This is a genomic window from Peteryoungia algae (assembly GCF_030369675.1).
In the GTDB taxonomy this organism is placed as follows: Bacteria; Pseudomonadota; Alphaproteobacteria; order Rhizobiales; family Rhizobiaceae; genus Allorhizobium; species Allorhizobium algae.
Genome location: NZ_CP128477.1, coordinates 4,261,705 through 4,281,538, shown reverse-complemented (window position 1 = coordinate 4,281,538; position 19,834 = coordinate 4,261,705). Strand labels below are relative to the sequence as shown.

Sequence of the window (19,834 nt, the reverse complement as noted above, 5' to 3'; positions counted from 1 at the left end):
GCCTGGACCTCAGGTGCCGAAACCGCCGACCGGCTTTTTCTTGTAGAGCAGCCAATCCTTCGAGACATAGTCGCTCGCCCCGTAGATCGTCACTGTGTCGCCGCCGGCCGTCTTGGAGGTGGCCAGCGCCTTTTCGGCGAAATTGGTGAAGTCGAAGGCATTCGGAGCCTGCTCGGAATAGCAGATTCCAAAGGACATGCTGAGCTGGCCGACGCGGGCGCCACTCGAAGAACCGACGAAATTCGTGGCCTTCAGCTTGGCCCGGACGAGATCGACCACGCGGCTGATCTCCTCCTGATCCGACGTATAGAGCAGCAGGCCGAAGCGGCCGGCATCGAAGCGGCAGGCGAGATCGCCACCGCCAGACACGGCCTCAAGCACCTTGGCGACCTGCATCAGGAAGCGCTCGGCGACCGCCGGACCCATCTGTTCCTGGATACGCGCATAGTCGTCGATCTCGCCGATCGCGACGCCGCAGAGAACGGGCATTTCGGGGTTGGCATAGATCTTGGCGACGGCCTTGTTGAAGGCGCGACGGGACGCGAGGCGGGTAACCGGATCGACAAATTTCGCGGCTTCCGCCTCTTCGGCTTCGCGCTGGAGGTCAGCGAGCGATGCGGTCTTGTCGACGACGGCGCGGACGACATTGCTGTTCTGGTGGGCGCGCTTCTCGGTCGCCGCCTTCAGCATCTTGATCGACTGGCCGAGCGGCGTGCCTTCGAGGTCGGCCTCGGTGAGGATGCTCTTCGACGCATGGCCGATCACGCGGCCGTAATCGGTCAGGGAGATCTTCTCCTCGTTGAGCAGGCTGATGAAGTTGCTCATCTCGGCGCGAACCTGGCCGTTCTGACGGCTCAGCAGCCCATCTTCATGCTGGTGCGGCAGATATTTGCGGCCGAGTTCGTCGAGGGATTCCTGGGTCTTGACCTTGCCGAGCGCGATGAATTCGCGCACCAGTTCCGGATTGCTGCCAGAATAGGCCTCGTAGACCAGCTCGTAATTGCGCGGCAGACCGTCGATGCCCATCTGATGCATGGCGGTTGCAACGCGGAGCGCAATGCTGGCGGCCGGATTCTTGACTTGCTGCATCTGTCCACTTCCCCGAGTGAGGCTTTTTCGTCTCTTGAGCGAACCATAGGCGAAGTTCTCTTTCTTTCGGTTACATCGGTGGTTAAAAATTGAACGGTTTCGCCATCCCATAAAAAATCAGGGTGAAACCGGTGGGCCAGCTGCGTCGAAAAGAGGTTTGCCGCCTCGCTTCACACGGGATATGCACGGGCAAAAGCAGACTGGAAGGCTCGGACAAATGGCGCGGATCATCCCGATAGAAAGCGGAACGGACGAGGAGAAGGCGCAGGCCATTGCGGCCGCAACGGACGTGCTTCTGCGCCACAGGCCCGTCGCCATCCCGACGGAGACCGTCTATGGGCTCGCTGCCGACGCCACGTCTGCGGCGGCAATCACCTCCATCTACGAGACCAAGGGACGGCCGCGCTTCAACCCGCTGATCTGCCATATGTCTGATCTCGACATGGCGGAGCGCTATGCCGTCTTCGACCCTGTCTCACGGACACTGGCCAGTGCCTTCTGGCCCGGTCCGCTGACGCTCGTGCTGCCACTCAAGGCGGATGCCGGCATTCATCCGCTTGCGACGGCGGGGCTTGATACGGTGGGCATTCGGGTGCCGGTCGGCTTCACCGCAGAGCTGATCCGGAGCCTGGGCCGGCCGCTCGCGGCGCCGAGCGCCAATTCCTCCGGGCGCATCAGCCCGACGACGGCTCAGCATGTCGAAGCCGATCTCGGGCAAAAGATCGAGGTCATCATCGATGGCGGCCCCTGCCCCGTCGGCGTGGAATCGACCATCGTCAAGGTGGAAAACGGCGAGATCCATTTGCTGCGCCCCGGCGGGATCGAGGCCGAGGCGATCGAGGCCGTCACCGGCAAGACGGTCATCCGCCTGAAGGCCTCCGGCACGGCGGCGATCGAAGCGCCGGGCATGCTCGCCTCGCATTACGCGCCCAATGCTTCCGTGAGGCTGAATGCGACCGAGGTGACGCCGGGCGAGGCCCTGATCGCTTTCGGGCCAGGGGAGATATCCGGTTCTTCGGCAGCAAGGGCCGTGCTCAACCTCAGCCCCGGCGGCGATCTGGCCGAGGCTGCGAGCAATCTCTTCGATTTTCTGAAGCGTGCGGATGCCAGCGGCGCGACGGGCATCGCCGTTGCGACGATCCCGTACGAGGGTCTGGGCGAGGCGATCAATGACCGGCTGATGCGGGCGGCGGCCCCTCGCGGTACGGAAGGATGACTGACATGACCGTGAAAATGAGCCTTGCCGAACGTTTGCGTGCCTTCGTCGACATCGTCGGCGAGGCCAATGCGCTGACCTCGGCCGAGGACATCAGACCCTATCTCACCGAGAACCGCGGCCTCTATCACGGCGCCTCGCCGCTTGTGCTGAAGCCGGGCACGACTGCCGAGGTTTCGGCAATCCTCAAACTCGCCTCCGAGACGGACACGGCGATTGTGCCCGTCAGTGGCCGCACCGGGCTCGTCGGCGGGCAGGTTCCGCGCGACGACGGCGCAGATGTGCTCCTCTCGCTCGAGCGGATGAACCGCATTCGTGAAGTTGATCCGATCGCCGACGTGATCGTCGCCGACGGTGGCGCTATCCTTGCCGACGTGCAGAAGGCGGCGGAGGCGCATGGGCGGCTGTTTCCGCTGTCGCTGGGTTCGGAGGGCTCCTGCCGGATCGGCGGCAATCTCGCGACCAATGCCGGAGGCACGGCCGTGCTCGCCTATGGCAATATGCGCCAGCTTTGCCTCGGCCTCGAAGTGGTGCTGCCGACCGGCGAAATCTGGGACGGCCTCAGGCGGCTGAAGAAAGACAATAGCGGATACGACCTGCGCGATCTCTTCATCGGTGCGGAGGGCACGCTTGGCGTGATCACCGGCGCCGTTTTGAAGATGGTGCCGCGTCCGCGCGGGCGGCAGGTAGCCTATGCGGGCCTCGCTTCACCGGAGGCAGCCCTTGCCCTTTTTGAGAAGGCCTCGCAGCGCTGCGGCTCGGCGCTGACAGGCTTCGAGCTGATGCCACGCATCGGCGTGGAATTCACCACCAAGCATATTGCAGGCGTACGCGATCCGCTTACCTCCATCCATCCCTGGTATGCGCTTATCGACATATCGACCTCAGACTCCTCGGAAACAGCCGAGGCGATGATGCAAGAGCTGCTCGCAGAGGCGCATGAGGCCGGCCTGGTCTCGGATGCGGCGATCGCGAGTTCGATCGCGCAGCAGGACGCCTTCTGGCACCTGCGCGAGAGCATGTCTGAGGCGCAGCGCCCCGAGGGCGGATCGATCAAGCATGACGTCTCCGTACCCGTCTCGCGCATCCCGGACTTCCTGGCCGAGGCGGATGCCGCCGTGCATGCGCTGATGCCGGATGCACGGATCTGCGCCTTCGGGCATCTCGGCGACGGCAATATTCACTACAACATCAGCCAGCCTGTCGGCGCCGACAAGGCCGAATTCATTGGCCGCTGGCGCGAGGTGAATGGCGTGGTGCATGCGGTCGTGCATCGGCATACCGGCTCGATTTCGGCCGAACACGGCGTCGGCCAGCTGAAGCGCGACGAGCTTGCCGCGAGCCGGCCGGCGATCGAAACGGAGCTGATGCGGCGGATCAAGCAGGCCTTCGATCCGGCGGGCATCATGAACCCCGGCAAAGTGATCAGCTGAGACCATGACCGGCTCCCCTCGCCTTTCACTGCGCATCGACCTTGCCAACGGCGCCCGGCTCGGGCCGGGCAAGGCTCAGCTTCTGGGGATGATCGAGCACCATGGATCGATCCGGGCAGCGGGCGCCGCGCTCGGCATGTCCTATCGGCGCGCCTGGCTGCTCGCCGACGAGATCAACCGGATGTTCCGGGAGCCGTCGATCTTCACCCGTCACGGGGGCAAGAGCGGCGGCGGGGCGGGGCTGACCTCGTTCGGCGAAACGCTGCTTGCCGCCTGCCGGCGGATGGATGCGGAAAGCCGAAAGGCGCTGGCAGGCGATCTGGATTGGCTGGCCAGCGTCGAGGCCGCGGATTTCGTCCCTGCGGGTCGCAAGGGCGACGACGAAGGCTGAGGACGGTGCGGAAGGCTCAATCCCGGGCTTCCCGGTAGAGGGCGTCCGAGGCGATGGACACGGTCTTGAACAGAAGATGGACCGGCTTGCCGGGCGCCAGTGCCAGCTGGCGCAGGGACCGGCGCGTGACTTCGGCGACAATCATCTGGCCGTGACAATCGACGGTGAGCGTGACAGCAGCGCCCGCTCTTTCTTCGATCGCGACCAGGTCCCCGGACAGTCGGTTGAGCGCCGAAAGACCCTCGACCTGCTCCGTCGCGACGACAATATCCGATACCGGCACGAAGACGCGGACCCGCGTGCCGAGAGCGAGGCTTGTCCGGCGCAGGAGAAGCGGCCCGACGGCGGATCTCGCCTCGGTCAGGCCGTCCTCCGGATGATGGGCGACGATTGCCGCCTCGATGAAGTTGCCGGCCGGAAGGCCGCCGGACGCGTGCAGGACGGTGGCCAGCGCTTCGTCGGGGCGACCAACAGCGCTCGCCCTCCCCCGGTCGAAAGTGACGACCGCCGTCGCAAGCCTTGCGACTTCTTCGACCGAGTGGCTGACATAGAGGATGGGCACGCCGAAATCGTCGCGGATGCGCTCGATATAGGGCAGGATCTGTGCCTTCAGGGCGCCATCCAGGGCTGACAGCGGCTCGTCCATCAGAAGCAGTTTCGGGCTCGTCATCAGGGCGCGGCCGAGAGCCACACGCTGTTTTTCGCCGCCCGAGAGATGGACCGGACGACGGGCGAGCAGGTCGGTGATGCCGAGCAGGGACGCGATGCGGTCGAGATCTTCGCGCCGCTCGGCGCGCGGCAGGAGGCGCTCTCCGTAGCGCAGGTTCTGCAGCACGGTCTGATGCGGAAAGAGGCGTCCCTCCTGGAAGACATAGCCGATGCGGCGGCGATGCGGCGGCACGAACGTGGTGCCGTCGCCCCAGGTCGTGCCGTTGAAGTGGAGGCGACCTTGCGTGGGACGAACGAGGCCGGCGACGATGTTGATCAACGTCGTTTTGCCCGAACCGGAGGGGCCGAAGAGTGCGGTCAGGCCTTCCCCAACGGTCAGGTCGGCTTGAAGGCTGAAATCGCCCTGACGATGATGGATCGCGAGGTCCAGCATCAGACAGCCCCGACGCGCGCGGCGATGCGCCTGGAGAGGAATTCGGAGGCCATCAGGGCGCCAAGGGAGAGGACAATCGAGATCACCGTCAGACGCATGGCGGCGAGGTCGCCGCCGGGGACTTGTGTATAGGCGTAGATCGCCGAGGCAAGCGTCTGCGTTTCGCCGGGAATGTTGGAGACGAAGGTGATGGTCGCGCCGAATTCGCCCATGGACTTGGCGAAGGCCAGGATGGCGCCGGCGGCGATGCCGGGCAGGATGAGCGGCAGGGTGACGGTGAAGAACACGTAGGCCGGGGGCGCGCCGAGCGTGGCGGCGGCGGCTTCAAGGCGTTGATCGACAGCATCGAGCGAGAGACGGATCGAGCGGACGAGGAGCGGAAACCCCATGACGGCCGCAGCCAGCGCGGCACCCGTCCAGCGGAAGGAGAAGACGAGGCCGAAAGCCTGGTCGAGGAAGGCGCCAACCGTGCCGCGACGGCCGAAGGTGATCAGCAGCAGGTAACCGGTGACGACGGGCGGCAGGATCAGCGGCAGGTGGACGAGGCCGTTCAGCAAGGCCTTGCCCCAGAACTCCCGGCGCGACAGCAGCCAGGCGACCAGCAGGCCCAGAGGCAGGGAGAAGACCACGGCGACGGCCGCGACCTTCAGACTGAGGAGCATCGCGGTCCATTCTTCGGACGTCAGGGTCAACAGGGGCATCCCGGATACTTGGATAGAGGCGCGCTCAATTGGTCTTGGCGAGCACGGTGAAACCGGCTGCGGTGAAAATGGCACGGGCGTCCGAGCCCTGCAAGTAAGCCAGGAAGTCGGCCGCTCGCGGGTTTTGCCCATCGGTCGTCAGGGCGGCCGGATAGACGATTGCGGGATGGCTCTCCTCCGGGAAGCGGTCGAGTATCCTGACGCCCGGATCGACCTTCGCATCGGTCTCGTAAACGATACCGAGAGGCGCCTCGCCGCGCGAGACGAGCAGCAAGGCGGCGCGGACGTTTTCGGCCTGGGCAATCCTGTCCTTGAGGCTATCCCATAGGCCGAGGCTTTCGAGGGCCGCCTTGCCATAGGTTCCGGCGGGGACGGCAGCGACATTGGCCATGGCGAGGCGCCCACCTCCGAGCAGCGCAGCGAGCGGGAAATCCGGGGCGATCTTCGTGGTGATGGTGGCATCCCGTGGCGCAACAAGCACAATCTGATTGCCAAGCAGATCCATTCTCGTATCCGTCCGGATCATGCCCGCCTCGTCCAGATAATCCATCCACCTCAGGTCTGCGGAGAGGAAGATGTCCGCCGGTGCCCCTTGCTCGATCTGGCGGGCCAGCGCCGAACTGGCGGCAAACGAAAACCGTATGTCTTCACCAGTGTCGGACCTCCAGGCTTCCGAGATCTCTTCGAGGCTTTCCTTCAGACTCGCGGCGGCGAAGACGGTCACTGGCTCCTCCGCCCGTGCGCCGCTCACGATTGCCCCCGACAGGCAAAGCGTCAACATCATCAGCGCGAGTATCGAAGTCTTGAGGGGGCGGGTCATGCCATGCTCCGAGCGATGTATCCATTGAGATATATCGATAGCGAAAAAGAAACCCGCCGCCAAGCAGCGGGCTTCCGAAAGACATGGGATCAGGCCTTGAGCTGCGCCAGGCTCAAGAGGAGATCCGCCGAGATCCCGGCGGTGCCTCCGCTCAGGATGGACAGGGCCGGGCTGTCATAGGTGGCGTATTCGGTGTCATACATGGCCGCATAGCGCTGGAGGAAACGTTCCAGCTTGGCCGGATCCTGCAGATCCGCCAGTTCCATGTCCTCCTCGATGATGCGCGCCTGCTGGTCGACATCCATATTGGAGAAGTCGTCCGTATAGCCAAAGGTGGTGCGGAAGACCGCCATGAGCGCGTCGTCGGCGATAAGGCCATAGGCATCGGTGATGGTCGGTGCGGTGCGCTGGAAATAAAGAGCGAGGCGCACGGCTTCGTTGCTCTCGCCTTCCGTTTCTTCCAGTGTCTGGCGCAGGTACTTGTTGACCGTTTCCAGGGTCTCGCCGCGCTGCTGGACAGTGCCGATCGTTTCGCGGGTGAGATTGCCACTCGCATCGAAATTGAAGGAGGCAACGAGCTCAGCCCAGCGGCTGTCGGACTGCAGGTTGACGAAGCTCTTCGAACTGGACAGGTCGGATGCGAAGATCTGCTTGAGGAAGTCGTCGGTCACCTCTGCCGGGTCGAGCCCGAAGGCGCCAATGACCACGTCGATAACGTCGCGATCCGCCAGCAATTCGCTCACGGTGTCGATCGACTGGATCTTCTCCTGGTAGTTTTCCGCCTTCTCGGTCGCCGTCTTGCGGACCTCGGTCTTTTCCGGCTCCTCCAGGAAACGCACCTCGTTGATCACATACTGCTTGGCTATCATCGTCGCTGTCAGCGAATTATGTGCCTGCAGGGGCACGGCGGCGTTGCCTTCGCTGTCGAAGTTGAAGAGCTTCGACATTTCGATCAGGCGGCTATCCTTCGACTTGTTGGCATAGCTGTTCGGATCGGTGAAATCGCTTGTCAGAGCCTGTCTCAGCTCGCGCACCGAGAATTCATTGCTCTCGAAGCCGAATGTGCGCTGCAGGATGAGGCGTGCGGCCGTGTCAGAAAGCAGGTCATCGACGTTTTCGACCTTGGCCATGTTGGTCTTGAACAGTTCGGTCAGCGCCTCCTTACGCTCCGCATCGGCATCGTCGTAGAAGGTCGAAAAGCCCGAATGGGTCGATGCGAGCTGCGTCGATCCCTGGGCGCTCATGCCCGCGTCCACCGTGCCATCGCTGGCGAAGTTGAACTTGCCGGCAATGGCAACCCAGGCATCGCCGCCATTGGTGGCAGCGTAGCTGCCCGGATCGGAGGTGTCGCTCGTCACGATCTGCTTGAAGGTCGAGGCGCTCATGGAGCCCAGCTCGAAAGCGGTCCTGACATAGGTGAACAGGCGGGTGTCGGCGGTCAGCTCATCGACCGTGGTGATGGTCGAGATCTTCTGCTCGTAATAGGCACGCTCGCGCTGGCGATAGTAGTCGGTGACATAGATCTGCTCTTCGTCGACATAGAGCGAGACGGTGGCCTCCTTCTGGGCTGCCGTCTGGGCCGTCGCGCCCGAGAGTGTGCCATCGGTATTGAAGTCGAAGGCTTGGGCCAGCTTGAGGAAGCTCGCCGCATTGGCCGTACCATTGGCGACCATCTGGTTGACGTAGCTGCCCGGGTCGGACGTGTCGCTGGTGAGGATCTGGGTGAGATGATCCTTGGTGTAATAGGTGCCATCGATGCCGTAGGCATCGAGCGCGAAAGTCATCAGGCGGCTGTTGTTGACCAGCCCGCTGACATTGGTGATCTTGTCGATCATCGTCTCATAATAGTAGGCGTCCGCTTCCAGCGTGTCGCTCTGAGCCGTCAGCGAGGCCTCGTATCTCTCGAGAAGAATCGCCTGCTGGGAGTCCGTCTGCAGATCTGTCGCTTCCGTCGAGAACTGGAAGGACGCGGCGAAATTGCGGTAGCGCTCATCCGTCAGCTGGTTGGCGAAGCTATCCTCGTCCGAAAGGTCACTGTCCAGCACCTTCTTCATGAAGGCCTTCGCATAGGTCATTTCTTCCAGACCATGGGCCTTCATTGCATAGGAATAGAGCTGGTAGTCGTCGAGGAACTCCTCGACCGAAGAGACCTTGCCGATGTTCTCCTTGAAATACTCCGTCTGGCGCGCCACGAGCGGGTCGGACACCGTGCGTTCAAGGCTCGCCTTGATGTCGCGATTGACGAGATTGTAGCTCAGATAGGTCGAAACCATCGGGATTCCCATACAGAACGGAAGGCGCGCGAATCACAGCATGACGCAAAATCCTTGCCTCAAGCTTTACGAAACCATGAAGAAGCGATGATTTGGCAAACGGGCATGCCGGCGCTGGCGACAGGACCATTGCCGAAGCGTTTCGCCCTGCAACACACCGAGGCGAGTTTCACCATTCTGAAACCTTAGCCGGTACGACAAAACTAACCATCTGACACCGCAAGGTTTTTTTTACCGCGATTTTTAAGCTGTCTCCAACAGCGGCTGGCTATGTTCACCCCACAGAGGACGAAAAGTCCCAACAGACGAGCACATGACGCGCTCTCGGGTAAAACAAGGGTAGCATGAAGATGACGAACACGGTTTTGAAGCCAGCATGGGCCGGCGCCACTCTGCGACTGGATCCTTCGCGGTTCCCCCAGCAAGTGACCTATGCTCTGCGCGGCGCCCTCGGCGACGTCACGATCACCATCGACGAACGCGGCGCCGTCCTGCGCAAGATCCTCCCCGGCAGCGGACTTCCGCTCTCCTTCGCCCTTCCTGCCCGCGCCTTCAAGGGCGTCGCAGCGCGTGCCATCGACCACGGCGATGGCGAAGTCACCGTGACGCTGGAACTGCATCACGACGATCCGGAACTCTGCATCCCGCTGCTCGTCGCCCATGATCTCTGCGATATCGCCGCCGACTGGCGCGGCTGGGCAGAGGCCTTCCGCATTCCCATGCTGATGGTGGAAGCCGACGGCATTGCCCGTCCGCTCGAGGACCATCTCGGCGATGTGCGCACCAGGGAAACGCAGCCGCGTCGCCGCCATTCCTATTTCGCCGAGCGTCGCCCGCGATTCCTCGTGCGCCGCACCACCGGCAAGCTGGGTGTAAGCATGAAGATTTCCGGAAAGGAAATCATCGCAAGAAGCTGATTTCGTCCCAGGACTGGACAGACAAGAGGCCCGGAAGGCAACTTCCGGGCCTCTTGCGTTGCAGCTTCATCCATCGCGATCGTTCCGAAACGGTGCAAGCTTTCACCCGCACCGGAGCCGGTCCGAAATGGTTCAGGCGAAGGGAATGGCCGCAACCAATCCCAGAAAAATGATGAGGCCGACGCGGCTGTTCGACTTGAACAGCGCCAGGCACTGGGCGCCGTCGTCGATGTCGAGCACCTTGATCTGCCAGGCGAAGAGGCCCGCTGCGACGAAGAGGCCAATGATCGCCGGGAAGGCTGCGCCGGCGGACAGGAATGCGGAGAGAAGCAGAACAAGGGTCAGGCCATAAAGGCCCATCAGCCAGATCTTGGTGTCGCGGTCGAACAGCCGTGCCGTCGAGCGAACGCCGACAAGCGCATCATCCTCCCGGTCCTGATGGGCGTAGATCGTGTCGTAACCGATGGTCCAGGCGACCGCGCCGACATAGACAAGGATCGCCGCCAGGGAGAGACTGCCCTGCAGGCCGGCCCACCCCATCAAGCCGCCCCAGGAAAAGGCGAGCCCGAGGAAAAGTTGCGGCCAGTCGGTGAAGCGCTTGGCGAAGGGATAGATGGCAACGACGGCAAGCGACAGGATGCCGAGCAGGATCGAGAAGCCGTTGAAGCAGAGCAGCACGCCAAGCCCGACCAGCGACTGCACCACCATGAAAATCTTGGCGTTGCGGCGCGAGATGCGGCCTGACGGCAGCGGCCGCGATCGGGTGCGGGCGACCAAGTTGTCGATGTCGTGGTCGACGAGGTCGTTATAGGTGCAGCCGGCGCCGCGCATGGCGACAGAGCCGACAAAGAAAAGCACGAGGTGGAAAATGAAGAGCGGGACATTCAGCCGGCCTTCGGCGGCGAGCGCGTTTGCGGCGAGCGCCGAGGACCAGAAGCAGGGCCACATCAGGAGCTGCCAGCCGATCGGGCGGTCCCAGCGGGCGAGCTGTGCATGCGGCCAGAGCCATCGCGGCAGGACGCGATAGACGAAGTTGTCGGAGGGCGCGTCGACGACGCGATCGATGTTCGGATCGGCTGTGTTCATGCCCTGTTTGATAGAGCATGGCCGGCCTCAAGAAAACCGCCCAGCCCTAACGGGGCCATGAAAATCGGCTGCGGCCTTTCGTCAGTCGAAGCTGACGCCGAACTTGTAGCTGGCAGATACGCCGAACATCAGCTGGTTCTTCGAACCTCGTTCTTCGACGAGGCTCGAATCGGCGACGGGGCCCGCAAGGCGCTTGTATTCGGTGAAAGCGCTCATCGAGATCTTGTCTGTGGCCTCCCAGGTGATCGCGCCGCCGGCACCATAGGAGGTGAGGCCGCCATCCGGATCATACTGGGCAAGGCCAGACGCTGCGGACTCGGCTGCGTTCACGCCATAATAGGTCTGCGTGTAGCCGCTCGTGGCCAGGGTCATGCGCGGGCCGGCCGAAACACGCAGGCCCGGAGCGATATCGGTGAAGGCATCAACCGCGATATCGGCAACAAGTCCGTCATGAGCGCGGATACCCTGGCGAACCTCGGCGCGAGCGCGCATCCAATCCGTGACATAGACATCGGCGAAACCACCGAGTTCGCCGCCCCAATCAACGTCGGACAGTCCGCGCAGGGCGGCGTCGTCACCGGCATCGCGGCCCCTCACGAACTTGCCGACGATGCCGGCGCGCAGCACGTCGGTGTCATAGATCGCAAAGCTCGGATTGTCGTTGCGCGAGGAAAAGCGCGGAGCCCCGCCACGGCCAACCGAAATGATCGGCGAAAAGAAGTACTCGTTGTCCTTGGCGCCTTCGAAAGTCGGGGCCGATATGCCGGCGCCGCCGAGCGTCACATACCAGTTGCCGGAGAAGAAGCCTTCAGCGCATGCCGGCGAAGACGTGACCGCAACGGACGCGGCGAGAAGAGCGACGAGACGCACCTTGTTCATAATGACCCCCAAGAAAACGCAGAACACTTGACCCGCAGGCCGCGATCTCAACTTCCTTCAATATTTCAGGAATCCGTTACGGGATCTTTAACCACGTGCGACCGCCCAGGTCTGAACCTCCCACGCGCATCAGCTTCGTTGATCGGTCCATCATTCAAGTTTCTGAATCCGCGACGAAATCTGCCTTTTCTTCGCATTGACGGCATGTTGCCTGAGGATTCCCGTCTCCGTGACGTGTTTCGCCTTGACCTTGCTGCCGGCTGCGACTTTGCTGCAAGGCAACGAGAACAGGAGACCATCATGGCCGTCGACACATCCGCGCGCACTCCCACCTTCACCTATGTTGACGGAGACTGGTTTACCGGCAATCCGCCACTGATCGGACCGGTCTCGCATGCGATGTGGCTGGGATCGACGGTGTTCGATGGCGCGCGCTGGTTCGACGGCATTGCGCCGGATCTCGACCTGCACTGCCAGCGCGTCAACCGCTCGGCCGAGAACATGGGCATGAAGGCGACAGTCGCTGCGGAAGAGATCGAAAGGCTCGCCTGGGAGGGAATCGCCAAGTTCGACGGGCGGACGGCGATCTACATCAAGCCGATGTATTGGGCCGAACACGGGCAGATGGGCTCGGTCGTGGCGGCCGATCCGGAGTCGACCCGGTTTGCGCTCTGCCTGTTCGAGGCGCCGATGCACACGGCAAAACCCTCGTCTCTGACGCTCTCACCCTTCCGCCGTCCGACGCCCGAATGCGCGATGACGGATGCGAAGACCGGCAGCCTCTATCCGAATTCCGGCCGCATGATCATCGACGCCCGCAAACGCGGCTTCGACAATGCGCTCGTTCGTGACATGAACGGCAACGTGGTGGAGACAGCGTCTTCCAACGTCTTCATGGTGAGGGACGGCGTGGTCTACACGCCGGCTGCCAACCGCACCTTCCTCGCGGGCATCACCCGCGCCCGCATCATGGGCCTGCTCCGTCAGGCAGGCTTCGATGTGCGCGAGGCGACGCTGTCGGTCGAGGACTTCATGAATGCCGACGAGATCTTCCAGACCGGCAACTATTCCAAGGTCGTGCCGGTGACGCGCCTCGACGACGTGCAGCTGCAGGAAGGGCCGGTGACGCGCAAGGCACTGGAGCTTTACATGGACTGGGCAAAGTCGACGGCCGGCACAGACGGCTGAGGGCAACGCCGATCTTCCTCCCGTCCCGGGCCGCTTGATCGCGGCCCCTCGCCTCTCTATCTCTCGCTGAGCTGAATGTTCCCATTCCCGGAAGGATCTCCCTTGTCCGTCTTCAACAATCTGCCCTCCCCGCCCGCCGTCGCCAAGAAGCCCGTCTCCGATACCCGCCACGGGATCGCCAGAACGGACGATTATGCCTGGCTGCGTGCCGACAACTGGCAGCAGATGTTCAAGGATACCTCGATCCTCGACCCGGAGATCCGCGCATACCTGGACGCCGAGAACACCTATATGGAAGCGGCGATGTCGGACACGAAAGAGCTGCAAAAGGTGCTCTTTGCCGAGATGAAGGGACGCATCAAGGAAGACGATTCTTCCATTCCGATGAAGGACGGCCCTTTTGCCTATGGTTCGGCCTTTGTCACCGGCGGCGAGCAGCCGCGCTACTTCCGCATTCCCCGCGACGGCGACCCGAAAAATGAGAGCCTGCGCGACCTGCTGCTCGATGGAGACAAGGAAGCTGCCGGCAAGGATTATTTCCGCCTGTCAGGCATCGACCATACGACGGACCACGCCTTCGGCATCTGGGGTTATGACGACAAGGGCTCGGAATATTACACGCTGCGCATCCGTGATCTCAAGACCAAGCAGGATCTCGACGACGTGCTTGAGAACACCGCCGGCGGCGGTGTCTGGGCGCCGGACGGTCAGAGCTTCTTCTACACGCTGCAGGACGAGAACCATCGGCCGTCCAAGGTCTTCCACCATATTGTAGGACGGCCTCAGTCGGAGGATCGCCTGGTCTACGAGGAGAAGGATCCCGGCTTCTTCATGGGGGTCGGCGGCTCGCTGCTCGACGACTTCATCTTCATCGACATCCATGATCACGAGACTTCGGAATACCGCCTGCTCTCGACCAAGAACCTGACGGCCGAGCCCGTGCTGGTCGCCGAACGCGAGGAAGGTGTCGAGTATTCGATGACTGAAGGCGGCGACGTCTTCTACATCCTGACCAATGCCGACGATGCCAAGGACTTCAAGATCGTCGAGGCACCGGTGTCGGCACCGGGCAAGGCGAACTGGAAGGAAGTGGTGCCGCATGAGCCGGGCCGTCTGATCCTCAATCACATGGCCTTTGCCCGCCATCTCGTCTGGCTGGAACGCCGCGAGGGCCTGCCCGTCATCATGATCCGCGACCGCACCTCCGGCGAAGAGCACTCGATCGCCTTTGCCGAAGAAGCCTATTCGCTCGGGCTGCAGGGAGCTGCGGAATACGAGACCGATGTCATCCGCTTTTCCTATTCGTCGATGACGACGCCGTCCCAGCTCTTCGACTACAATATGGCGACGCGTGAACGCACGCTTCTGAAGACGCAGGAAGTGCCGTCCGGCCACAAGCCGGAAGATTACGTCACGCGCCGGGTCTTTGCCGAAGCGCATGACGGCGAGATGGTGCCGGTTACCCTGCTCTATCGGAAGGACACCAAGCTCGACGGCTCCGCCCCCTGCCTGCTCTATGGCTATGGCGCCTATGGCATTGCCATTCCCGCTGGCTTCAACACCAACTGCCTGTCGCTCGCCGATCGCGGCTTCGTCTATGCGATCGCGCATATCCGCGGCGGTAAGGACAAGGGCTTTTCCTGGTACGAAGACGGCAAGATGGAAAAGAAGGTCAATACCTTCAGGGACTTCATCGCGGCCGCCGACCATCTGGTGAAGGAGAACTTCACCTCGTTCGACCGGATCATTGCCGAGGGCGGGTCAGCGGGCGGCATGCTGATGGGGGCCGTTGCCAATATGGCGCCGGAGAAATTCGCCGGCATCATCGCCGCCGTTCCCTTTGTCGACGTGCTCAACACCATGCTCGACGATACCCTGCCGCTCACCCCGCCGGAATGGCCGGAATGGGGCAATCCGATCGAGTCGGAAGAGGAGTATCGCTGGATCGCGGCCTATAGCCCCTACGACAATGTGGAGAAGAAGGCCTATCCGCCGATCATCGCGCTTTCTGGTCTCACCGACCCGCGCGTGACCTATTGGGAGCCGACCAAGTGGATCGCCAAACTGCGCGATAGCGCCCCCGACGCCGGCCCGTTCCTTTTGAAGACCAACATGGCCGCCGGCCATGGCGGGAAATCGGGACGCTTCCAGCGGCTCGAAGAGATCGCATTCGAATATGCCTATGCGATCAAGGTGGCGGGAAAGATGTGAGGCGGTGACGTCCATCACATTCTGCAAGCAATAACGGGTGTGTTTTGGGCATTGTTTCGGCAATGCCTGAAACAGATACAACCGAAGGCCATGATTCGGTGCGCGTACTTTCACTTGCGGGCTTTCGCAAGGGCCAATCTCAATGCTGCGATGCGGGACGCAAGCTTCGCGCAAGGTTGAAAAGTTAACAAAAGGTTAATTCTTCAACCGAGGTGTCCGCCATGAGGATCGAAAGCGGCCTGAGTGGCTATTCCTATCAAAGTCGCCACGTGCCAAGCACAGCCGGCGCGCAGGATGCTGCACCGGAAACGGCAAGCACGATTGCCCCACGCGCCAGTGGCGCGAGCACATTTTCGAGCACGCTCCTGTCGAACCAGCTTGCGTCAGCGCTCTGGACAGTGGAAGGCGCACGCAGGGCCGCCGTCGAGGTCGGCGCCAACCAGAACCGCAACCGCTTCGAAGAGGCCTCCCGCGTCCAGGCGGTTGAGGCTGCGTATCGGGAATACGAGATACCCCCTTCGGCCTATCAGGAATTCTGATCTGACGATGTGGTCAAGAAGGCCGGCCGGCATGATGCCAGGCCGGCCTTCTTGCGTTTGTCGGGCTATTCTCACGTGTGCCGGTGGTCATGAGCGTCGGCATGCCCATCATGGTCGTGCCGATGTTCGGCTCCGCCCGAACTGCAGCAAGACGAGGTCAGGGTGACCGGCTCGCCCGCCCGCCACTCGCGAAAACTCTGCGAAAGAATCTGGATCGCGGAGTTGAGGAAGAGGCCAGCCATGATGCCGGCGACGATCAGGTCCGGCCAGGCAGTGGCTGTGCCCCAGACGCCGACGGCCGCGATCATGACAATGACATTGCCGATCGCATCATTGCGCGAGCAGAGCCAGACGGAGCGGACATTTGCGTCACCGTCCTTGTAGGACATGAGAAGCAGGACGCTCGCAACATTGGCGGCGAGCGCCAGGAAGCCGATGAGGCCCATGACCGGAGCCTCGGGAACGCCCCCCTGAAACACCTGCCAGACGGTGGAGCCGAAGACCCAGAGACCCATGAGGAACAGGCTGAGGCCCTTGCCCGCGGCGGCCAGGCTGCGGGTCTTCAACGACGCCCCGATGACGGCCAGCGATATACCGTAGGTCACGGCGTCGGCGAAGAAATCCAGCGCATCGGCTTGCAGCGCCTGGGAACGGGCAAGCTGGCCCGCCGTCATCTCGACGGCGAACATGGCGGCATTGATGGCGATCACCATCCAGAGCCGGCGTTTGTAGGTCTCGGACATGCCGTCGAAAGGGGCGTGGTCATGGCCGCAGGCAGCACTCATATCTATCATCCTTCAGGTCTTGATGTGGTCACGGATCGACCTTAGGATCTCTAGTGACTAGAGGTTCAAGAGGTTTTTTCATGTTTTCGATCGGAGACCTGTCGCGGCGGGCCAGGGTCAAGGTACCAACCATTCGCTATTACGAACAGATGGGGCTGATCTCGGCTCCGGACCGCACACAAGGGAACCAGCGGCGCTACGAGAAGGGCGACCTCGACCGGCTGACCTTCATTCGCCATGCCCGCGACCTCGGTTTTCCCATCGAAGCGATCAAGGAGCTTCTGACACTCAGCCGACATCCGGAAGAGCCTTGCGACCGCGCGGACCGCATCGCTCAGGAACAGCTCGACGAGGTGCGTGAGAAGATCGCACGGCTGAAGAAGCTGGAGGCGGAGCTCGCCCGCATCGTCTCGCATGACGGCTGCCACACGATCGGCGATTGCTATGTAATCCGGGCCCTGTCCGATCACGGGCTGTGCGACCATGAACATTGATGGATCATGACATTGCAGGCAGGTTCGATGTATCGGCTGATGCTTCGGGACAAGGCCTTAAAAGGATCCTGCCCGCGAATTCCCGAATGCAGTTCGTTGCTTCACGGACCCCGTTGACAACAGATCCAAACTGGCGCATCAAACGCGCCATGATCGACATCCGCGCAACTATCTGCTGCACGTATTTTTGGGCCTACCGGTAACCGGCGGCCTGACAAGATCACATTGTCAACAGGCCGCCGTCAGGCGGCCTTGTTGTTTTCCGGACGACTTTCCCCCTGACGGCACGAAATGAGACCAAGGGAAAGTGACATGACCGAAGATACAGACCTTACGCTCCCCCGCCCGCCGATCGTGGCCATCCGCCATGCCAAGCCGCGCGACCTGCCCGAACTCAACACGATGATCGCGGCCCTCTCCGCGCATCTCGGCGATGCTTCGGCGATGACGCCGGAGGCGCTGGAACGCGACCTGTTCGGCCCGATGCCCTGGATCCAGGCGCTGGTTGCCGACAGCGGCGAAGAAGGCCTGATCGGCTACGCGATCCTGGTGCCGCTCTACAAGGCGCAGGAAGGCAAGCGCGGCATGGAACTGCACCATCTCTTCGTGCGCGACGGCCAACGTGGCAACGGCATCGGGCAGCATCTCGTCGATCGCGCCAAGCAGATCGCCCGCGCCTCGGGCTGCAACTTCCTCTCGGTGTCCGCCGCTACCGGCAATTTCGCCGCACATCGTTTCTACGAAAACATGGATTTCATTCCGCGACCGGTCACTGGCATGCGCTACCATCAGGCGCTGAGCTGAGCACACGGATCTGGCACCCCGAGGAGAGCGACATGTCCCGCATCGTGATTGCCCTACAGAACGACTACGCCGACTGGGAACCCGCATTGTTGATGGCGGCCACGCGCTACTGGCTTAACTGCGAGGTCGTGACCGCGAGTCCGGACGGACAACCGGTGATTTCCATGGGCGGCCTGAAGGTGGCGACGGATATCGGTTTCGAGGCGATCAATGCCGAGAGTTTCGACGCGCTGATCATTCCCGGTGGCTATGCTTGGGAACAGGGTACGGCATTCGACTTTACCGCGCTGGCGACGGATTTTCGCGACCACGGCAAGGTGCTGGGCGGCATCTGTGCGGCCGCGAGCGCGCTGGCGGCTACGGGCGTGCTGGACGATGTCGCCCATACCGGAAATTCGCTCGCCTCCCACAAGAAATATGCAGGCTATCGGGGCGAGGCTCGCTATCTGGACCAGCCGCAAGCGGTGGGCGACGGCAAGATTGTCACGGCTGCGGGTTCGGCACCGGATACGTTCACGATCGAAGTGCTGAAAGCGCTCGGCCTCTATGGCCCGGAGGCCGAAGAAGAACTGGCAGCATTTGCCGCCGAGCATCGTCGGCCGGCCTGACGTTTTCGCCTCAGTGCCTGACGGGCGGATTTTCCGACCATTTCTGCAGGGTCGTCTTGATCAAAATGAGGGCCGCCTGCTGCGCATGATCGCGCTCACGCGGATCGACGATGGCGGAAAGCCGTTTCTCGAAGGCGCCGACAGTCTCGTGCACCCAGTGGTGCAAAGCCGGATCGGGATAATTGTCGAGCAGGGACTGGAGCGCATACTCCATCCGCCGGCGTTCTATGCTCATGTCCCCTCCGAAGTCCTCTGGACGACAGGAAGATGACAGCCAAGGCTTGCGCGATGCTGAACTGGACCTGCACTCTCACTCAACGGCGGGCACGGCCTTCAGATAGGCGGCAATTGCCTCGCGATCGGCCGCTGCCAGTTCGGCCATGTTCTTCTGCACCTCGACCATGGAGCCGCCGACACTGTCATAGTCCGGGGTGAAGCCGGACTCGAGATAGGCAACGATGTCGCCTTCACTCCAGGAACCCATGCTCTTCGAGCCCGGCGTGATGTTGGGAATGCTGCCCTCGCCTTCCGGATTCGGGCCACCTGCCAGCCAGCGGCCGCTCTCGAAGCCACCCAGCGCGTTGCGCGGCGTGTGGCATTCGCCGCAATGGCCGGGTCCTTCGACGAGATACTGGCCCCGTTTCACCATGTCGGAGGCATCGGCCAGCTCGAGCCTGGGCGCATCGGTGAGATAAAGGAACTTCCAGCCGCCGAGAACCAGACGCTGGTTGAAGGGGAAACCCAGCTCATGAGCCGGTGCAACGGCGTCACTCGCCGGCAGCGTCTTCATGAAGCCGTAGAGGTCATTGATGTCCTTGGGCGTCATGCGTGCGTAGGAGCCATAGGGGAAGGACGGATAGAGGTGTTCGCCCCCGCGTCCGACCCCGCGGGTCATCGCATCGCCGAATTCGGCAAGCGTCCAGGCGCCGATGCCGGCTTGCGGATGGCTGGAGATGTTGGGGGCGTGGAAGGTGCCAAAATCGCTCTTCAGGGGCGCTCCGCCTGACAGCACCAGTCGTGCATCGCCTGTGGCGCCTGCCGGGGCATGACAGCTCGTGCAGCCGCCGGCGAAGAAGACCTCGCGGCCGTGGGCGAGATCCGGTTCCCCGAGATTGGTCCACACCGACGGGGCCTGGCGATCGGGCGCCGTGACGACCAGAAAGGCGCCAAGACCGGCTGCGCCGAGCGCAGCGATCGTGCCCAATCCCTTGATCCATGTCGATACCATCTCAGTCTCCATCGTCTCACTGCCGCGCACGGCAAGGCGCAAAGCGGCAAGCGCTCCGGCTCGGCCGGAG

The 19,834-nt window shown here is 62.5% G+C and carries 20 protein-coding genes; 10 read left to right on the top strand and 10 right to left on the bottom strand.

Annotated features, from left to right (window positions below):
- Nucleotides 1-9: 9 nt before the first annotated feature.
- Nucleotides 10-1,089, bottom strand: a complete 1,080-nt coding sequence (locus QTL56_RS20305; RefSeq protein WP_245135191.1) for a GGDEF domain-containing protein — start codon at nt 1,087-1,089, stop codon at nt 10-12.
- A gap of 217 nt (nt 1,090-1,306) precedes the next feature.
- Here QTL56_RS20305 and QTL56_RS20300 point away from each other — a divergent pair, with 217 nt between their 5' ends.
- The 3 genes from QTL56_RS20300 to QTL56_RS20290 are packed head-to-tail and all read left to right on the top strand — an operon-like array spanning nt 1,307 to nt 4,129.
- Nucleotides 1,307-2,305 carry an L-threonylcarbamoyladenylate synthase gene (locus tag QTL56_RS20300; RefSeq protein WP_245135189.1) on the top strand — a complete coding sequence of 333 codons (999 nt, stop codon included), beginning with the start codon at nt 1,307-1,309 and terminating at the stop codon, nt 2,303-2,305.
- Nucleotides 2,306-2,310: 5 nt separating this feature from the next.
- Nucleotides 2,311-3,738, top strand: a complete 1,428-nt coding sequence (locus QTL56_RS20295) for an FAD-binding oxidoreductase (protein ID WP_245135187.1) — start codon at nt 2,311-2,313, stop codon at nt 3,736-3,738.
- A 4-nt stretch (nt 3,739-3,742) separates the two neighbouring features.
- On the top strand, nt 3,743-4,129 hold the full coding sequence (locus QTL56_RS20290) for a winged helix-turn-helix domain-containing protein (protein ID WP_229572812.1): 387 nt from the start codon (nt 3,743-3,745) through the stop codon (nt 4,127-4,129).
- Between the two features lie 16 nt (nt 4,130-4,145).
- Here the strand turns inward: QTL56_RS20290 and modC are convergent, their stop codons facing one another.
- The 4 genes from modC to QTL56_RS20270 all read right to left on the bottom strand — a co-directional run bounded on the left by modC (nt 4,146) and on the right by QTL56_RS20270 (nt 9,025).
- Nucleotides 4,146-5,231 (bottom strand): molybdenum ABC transporter ATP-binding protein, encoded by a 1,086-nt coding sequence (gene modC / locus QTL56_RS20285; protein WP_245135185.1) that lies wholly within the window; start codon nt 5,229-5,231, stop codon nt 4,146-4,148.
- Nucleotides 5,231-5,932 (bottom strand): molybdate ABC transporter permease subunit, encoded by a 702-nt coding sequence (gene modB, locus QTL56_RS20280; protein ID WP_245135184.1) that lies wholly within the window; start codon nt 5,930-5,932, stop codon nt 5,231-5,233. The genes modC and modB overlap by 1 nt, the downstream gene beginning before the upstream one ends.
- Nucleotides 5,933-5,957: 25 nt before the next feature.
- On the bottom strand, nt 5,958-6,752 hold the full coding sequence (gene modA, locus QTL56_RS20275; RefSeq protein ID WP_245135182.1) for a molybdate ABC transporter substrate-binding protein: 795 nt from the start codon (nt 6,750-6,752) through the stop codon (nt 5,958-5,960).
- 89 nt (nt 6,753-6,841) lie between these two features.
- On the bottom strand, nt 6,842-9,025 hold the full coding sequence (locus QTL56_RS20270) for a DUF1217 domain-containing protein (protein ID WP_245135181.1): 2,184 nt from the start codon (nt 9,023-9,025) through the stop codon (nt 6,842-6,844).
- Nucleotides 9,026-9,375: 350 nt separating this feature from the next.
- Between QTL56_RS20270 and QTL56_RS20265 the strand changes: the two genes are divergently transcribed.
- Nucleotides 9,376-9,942 (top strand): DUF6101 family protein, encoded by a 567-nt coding sequence (locus QTL56_RS20265; protein ID WP_229573859.1) that lies wholly within the window; start codon nt 9,376-9,378, stop codon nt 9,940-9,942.
- Between the two features lie 132 nt (nt 9,943-10,074).
- Here the strand turns inward: QTL56_RS20265 and ubiA are convergent, their stop codons facing one another.
- Both ubiA and QTL56_RS20255 read right to left on the bottom strand, forming a co-directional pair.
- The gene (gene ubiA, locus QTL56_RS20260) at nt 10,075-11,028 is read right to left on the bottom strand and encodes a 4-hydroxybenzoate octaprenyltransferase (RefSeq protein ID WP_245135179.1); all 954 of its coding nucleotides are present in this window, start codon (nt 11,026-11,028) and stop codon (nt 10,075-10,077) included.
- Between the two features lie 81 nt (nt 11,029-11,109).
- A complete protein-coding gene (locus QTL56_RS20255; protein ID WP_229572817.1) occupies nt 11,110-11,907 on the bottom strand; it encodes a MipA/OmpV family protein in 798 nt (265 codons plus the stop codon).
- A 300-nt stretch (nt 11,908-12,207) separates the two neighbouring features.
- Between QTL56_RS20255 and QTL56_RS20250 the strand changes: the two genes are divergently transcribed.
- From QTL56_RS20250 to QTL56_RS20240, 3 genes are all read left to right on the top strand, one after another.
- Entirely contained in the window at nt 12,208-13,095 is an 888-nt protein-coding gene (locus QTL56_RS20250; RefSeq protein ID WP_229572818.1) for a branched-chain amino acid aminotransferase, read from the top strand.
- 102 nt (nt 13,096-13,197) lie between these two features.
- Nucleotides 13,198-15,306 (top strand): S9 family peptidase, encoded by a 2,109-nt coding sequence (locus QTL56_RS20245; RefSeq protein ID WP_245135177.1) that lies wholly within the window; start codon nt 13,198-13,200, stop codon nt 15,304-15,306.
- Between the two features lie 221 nt (nt 15,307-15,527).
- Complete coding sequence (locus QTL56_RS20240) at nt 15,528-15,845, top strand: hypothetical protein (protein WP_229572820.1); 318 nt, start codon at nt 15,528-15,530, stop codon at nt 15,843-15,845.
- Nucleotides 15,846-15,916: 71 nt separating this feature from the next.
- Here the strand turns inward: QTL56_RS20240 and QTL56_RS20235 are convergent, their stop codons facing one another.
- Entirely contained in the window at nt 15,917-16,630 is a 714-nt protein-coding gene (locus QTL56_RS20235; protein WP_229572821.1) for a cation efflux transmembrane domain-containing protein, read from the bottom strand.
- Nucleotides 16,631-16,710: 80 nt separating this feature from the next.
- On the opposite strand from QTL56_RS20235, the gene QTL56_RS20230 reads away from it, so the two are divergent.
- The 3 genes from QTL56_RS20230 to QTL56_RS20220 all read left to right on the top strand — a co-directional run bounded on the left by QTL56_RS20230 (nt 16,711) and on the right by QTL56_RS20220 (nt 18,536).
- On the top strand, nt 16,711-17,124 hold the full coding sequence (locus tag QTL56_RS20230) for a MerR family transcriptional regulator (protein WP_245135176.1): 414 nt from the start codon (nt 16,711-16,713) through the stop codon (nt 17,122-17,124).
- Nucleotides 17,125-17,436: 312 nt separating this feature from the next.
- The gene (locus tag QTL56_RS20225) at nt 17,437-17,928 is read left to right on the top strand and encodes a GNAT family N-acetyltransferase (RefSeq protein WP_229572823.1); all 492 of its coding nucleotides are present in this window, start codon (nt 17,437-17,439) and stop codon (nt 17,926-17,928) included.
- A gap of 32 nt (nt 17,929-17,960) precedes the next feature.
- Nucleotides 17,961-18,536 carry a DJ-1/PfpI family protein gene (locus QTL56_RS20220; protein WP_245135174.1) on the top strand — a complete coding sequence of 192 codons (576 nt, stop codon included), beginning with the start codon at nt 17,961-17,963 and terminating at the stop codon, nt 18,534-18,536.
- A gap of 10 nt (nt 18,537-18,546) precedes the next feature.
- On the opposite strand, the gene QTL56_RS20215 is transcribed toward QTL56_RS20220, so the two are convergent.
- The gene (locus QTL56_RS20215) at nt 18,547-18,771 is read right to left on the bottom strand and encodes a hypothetical protein (RefSeq protein WP_245135171.1); all 225 of its coding nucleotides are present in this window, start codon (nt 18,769-18,771) and stop codon (nt 18,547-18,549) included.
- A 75-nt stretch (nt 18,772-18,846) separates the two neighbouring features.
- Nucleotides 18,847-19,764, bottom strand: a complete 918-nt coding sequence (locus QTL56_RS20210; RefSeq protein WP_245135170.1) for a c-type cytochrome — start codon at nt 19,762-19,764, stop codon at nt 18,847-18,849.
- Nucleotides 19,765-19,834: the final 70 nt, after the last annotated feature.

Excerpts from the sequence above, each read along its gene's own strand:
- QTL56_RS20210 (WP_245135170.1), bottom strand. The coding sequence starts at position 19,764 with ATGGTATCGACATGGATCAAGGGATTGGGCACGATCGCTGCGCTCGGC.
- QTL56_RS20230 (WP_245135176.1), top strand. The coding sequence starts at position 16,711 with ATGTTTTCGATCGGAGACCTGTCGCGGCGGGCCAGGGTCAAGGTACCA.
- QTL56_RS20235 (WP_229572821.1), bottom strand. The coding sequence starts at position 16,630 with ATGAGTGCTGCCTGCGGCCATGACCACGCCCCTTTCGACGGCATGTCC.
- QTL56_RS20250 (WP_229572818.1), top strand. The coding sequence starts at position 12,208 with ATGGCCGTCGACACATCCGCGCGCACTCCCACCTTCACCTATGTTGAC.
- QTL56_RS20305 (WP_245135191.1), bottom strand. The coding sequence starts at position 1,089 with ATGCAGCAAGTCAAGAATCCGGCCGCCAGCATTGCGCTCCGCGTTGCA.
- modA (WP_245135182.1), bottom strand. The coding sequence starts at position 6,752 with ATGACCCGCCCCCTCAAGACTTCGATACTCGCGCTGATGATGTTGACG.
- ubiA (WP_245135179.1), bottom strand. The coding sequence starts at position 11,028 with ATGAACACAGCCGATCCGAACATCGATCGCGTCGTCGACGCGCCCTCC.
- modC (WP_245135185.1), bottom strand. The coding sequence starts at position 5,231 with ATGCTGGACCTCGCGATCCATCATCGTCAGGGCGATTTCAGCCTTCAA.
- QTL56_RS20255 (WP_229572817.1), bottom strand. The coding sequence starts at position 11,907 with ATGAACAAGGTGCGTCTCGTCGCTCTTCTCGCCGCGTCCGTTGCGGTC.
- QTL56_RS20215 (WP_245135171.1), bottom strand. The coding sequence starts at position 18,771 with ATGAGCATAGAACGCCGGCGGATGGAGTATGCGCTCCAGTCCCTGCTC.
- QTL56_RS20265 (WP_229573859.1), top strand. The coding sequence starts at position 9,376 with ATGACGAACACGGTTTTGAAGCCAGCATGGGCCGGCGCCACTCTGCGA.
- QTL56_RS20295 (WP_245135187.1), top strand. The coding sequence starts at position 2,311 with ATGACCGTGAAAATGAGCCTTGCCGAACGTTTGCGTGCCTTCGTCGAC.
- QTL56_RS20300 (WP_245135189.1), top strand. The coding sequence starts at position 1,307 with ATGGCGCGGATCATCCCGATAGAAAGCGGAACGGACGAGGAGAAGGCG.
- modB (WP_245135184.1), bottom strand. The coding sequence starts at position 5,932 with ATGCCCCTGTTGACCCTGACGTCCGAAGAATGGACCGCGATGCTCCTC.
- QTL56_RS20290 (WP_229572812.1), top strand. The coding sequence starts at position 3,743 with ATGACCGGCTCCCCTCGCCTTTCACTGCGCATCGACCTTGCCAACGGC.
- QTL56_RS20220 (WP_245135174.1), top strand. The coding sequence starts at position 17,961 with ATGTCCCGCATCGTGATTGCCCTACAGAACGACTACGCCGACTGGGAA.
- QTL56_RS20240 (WP_229572820.1), top strand. The coding sequence starts at position 15,528 with ATGAGGATCGAAAGCGGCCTGAGTGGCTATTCCTATCAAAGTCGCCAC.
- QTL56_RS20270 (WP_245135181.1), bottom strand. The coding sequence starts at position 9,025 with ATGGTTTCGACCTATCTGAGCTACAATCTCGTCAATCGCGACATCAAG.
- QTL56_RS20225 (WP_229572823.1), top strand. The coding sequence starts at position 17,437 with ATGACCGAAGATACAGACCTTACGCTCCCCCGCCCGCCGATCGTGGCC.